2 protein-coding genes are annotated in these 2,370 nt (G+C 58.9%); both read right to left on the reverse strand.

The features are described from left to right. The coding region (locus RI03_RS00010) for a helix-turn-helix domain-containing protein (RefSeq protein WP_026046319.1) at positions 1-289 on the reverse strand (289 nt) is incomplete at its 3' end. Between the two features lie 184 nt (positions 290-473). Next, positions 474-1,790, reverse strand: coding sequence for an NRAMP family divalent metal transporter (locus tag RI03_RS00015; protein ID WP_081504177.1), 1,317 nt, complete (start codon positions 1,788-1,790; stop codon positions 474-476). Positions 1,791-2,370 lie beyond the last annotated feature (580 nt).

Raw genomic sequence — 2,370 nt, forward strand, 5'->3', positions numbered from 1 at the left:
GCTCTGGGCCAAGCACTGGACGGGGACCGGGGGCTTTGCCGTCGAGCAAGCCGTCGGGCCCGCTGGTATTGAAGCGCAGCACCCAGTCTCGAACCGTCTGCAAACCAACGCCGCCGACCTGTGCCGCCGCGTGCCGCGCACCACCATCGTAAATCACCGCCAGCGCCAGCAGCCGCCGGACCTGATTGGCGTCACCGCTCAAACGCGCCAACCTTCGAAGACCAGACCCGTCGAAATCGTCCCTTAGCCCAACCGCTGATGCCACCGCCAACCTCCCACCGTTTGCGATGTTGAATCAGATCATGACCGACTTGGGAATCCCCGGCGCTGAGTCAGGCTCCGAGGGACTTGGTATTAGTGCCTATACGACAATCCATCGGAACCGACCGAGGCACGAGCCACGGCGACGGTGCCGGCGGCCTTCAACCCAAAGCTCTTCACAACGCACGAGATTGATACGCCGGTATGCTTAATCAAAGAACGAAGAAGCCAATTGTCGCGGCGACCATCACAGCCGTCGCCAGCCAACCGACGATCCGCATGTATGTCGGCAGTGTCAGCCGGCCCATGATTTTTGGGTTGGACGCAATTAGCATGATGATCGCCATTAGAGGTGCCGCAAGGACACCGTTGACGACTGCGCTCCAGTAAAGCGCCTTGATCGGATCCAAAGATGTGAAATTAAGCGCGACGCCGCCTAGGGTCGCCACAGCGATGGTGGCGTAGAAGGCGCGTGCCTGTCGCGGTCGGCTGTCGAGTGTCCCTGGCCACTGAAACAGCTCGGCGACGGCGTAGGCTGCCGATCCCGCCAGTACAGGTACGGCCAGCATGCCCGTGCCAATGATGCCGGCGGCGAACACGAAGAATGTGAAGGGACCAGCGATCGGACGCAGCGCTTCTGCGGCTTGCGATGATGTCTGAATGTTGGTCACCCCGCTGGCGTGGAGTGTTGCGGCGGTTGCCCAAATTATGAACAGCGCGATCAGATTCGAAAAGCCCATCCCGATCATCGTATCGGTGCGAATGCGCCGTAATTCTGTCCCGGCGCTGCGCGCCGTCAGGCCCAGTGGGCGAACGTGGCGTCGCCGCCCTTCTTCCACCTCTTGAGAACTCTGCCAGAAAAACAGGTACGGGCTGATGGTAGTGCCCAGAATAGCTACAAGCGCCATCGCGTTTGGTCCGTTGAAAACCAGCGTCGGGATCAAGGTGCCGTGTAGTGCTTTTCCCCAAGGGACGTGGGCGGCAAAGACAACTGCGACATAAGCGAACAACGACAGGGTCAGCCATTTTAGGACCTGCGCGTAGCGCGCATAACTAAGGAGCGTTTCAAGGAGGATGCATACGATGCCAAACAGCACCGTATACAGCAACCCGGACCCTCCGATAAGTAATTGCGCTGCGGCACCCATTGCGCCGAGATCTGCACCGAGATTGATCACGTTGGCAACGAGCAACAATATGACCACAAACCGCAAGACCCACACAGAGTAGTGCCGTCGTAGGTTATGTGCGATACCGACCCCAGTCACAGCACCGATGCGGGCACAAACTTCCTGAAACGCTGCCATAAGTGGGAAGCTGAAAAGCATTGTCCATGCAAAAGCATAACCGAATTGTGCGCCTATCTGGCTATATGTCGCAATTCCGCTCGGGTCGTCGTCAGCCGCGCCTGTCACGAGGCCAGGCCCGAGGCTCCGAATAACCGTCGTTGCATGAGCAATTGGCAACGTGACAGCGATCGCCGGAGACTCACGACTAGGACCCGCGTCTGCCTCTGCGTCGTCCGCCATCGCGCTATCTCCGATCGTGCCCGTCTCCACATTGCGCCTGTGGTCTCGATATTGCACGGAGCTTCGCGCGCGCGCTCAGAGCCGCTTCGTCGCCGCTGCACATGTTTGAGCGAAGAAGCCAACAGAATGGTGCTCAGTTCCGGTCCAACGCGATCTTCGACGGAACGTCAGAAAAGGGTATACCCTGGTTGATCGTGTCACTTGGAACACGATCTACGTCTCATCAGGGCCGGTATCATGGATATTGAACACTCCGCGCGAACGGTCTAGAATCTGATCGAACAGATGAGGCTCAAATGACGCTATTCGGTTACGCATGTCAACGCCGGTCGGATTCCAGGCCAGCGGGGCGGAGTAAAAACAGGCCATTGTTGATGCGGGCCTGACGATATGAAGATAGCCCCGATCGGGGCCATCTTCATATCGTTGTCGTCGTCGATCAGGCGGTGGTGATCTCGCCGGTTTCAAGGTCGATGATCTCGGTGGCCTGGTTTTGCTCCGCCCTGGCGGCAGAGCGCCGACGCCCGGCCGACTGCTTCAGCCGATAGCTGTCGCCGTTCATGGTCAGGATGCTGACGTG

The organism is Sphingomonas sp. PAMC 26621 (assembly GCF_000251145.1).
GTDB lineage: Bacteria > Pseudomonadota > Alphaproteobacteria > Sphingomonadales > Sphingomonadaceae > Sphingomonas.

What these genes read in the sequence shown, in the direction of transcription:
- RI03_RS00015 (WP_081504177.1), bottom strand. Translation starts at nt 1,790, where the DNA reads ATGGCGGACGACGCAGAGGCAGACGCGGGTCCTAGTCGTGAGTCTCCG.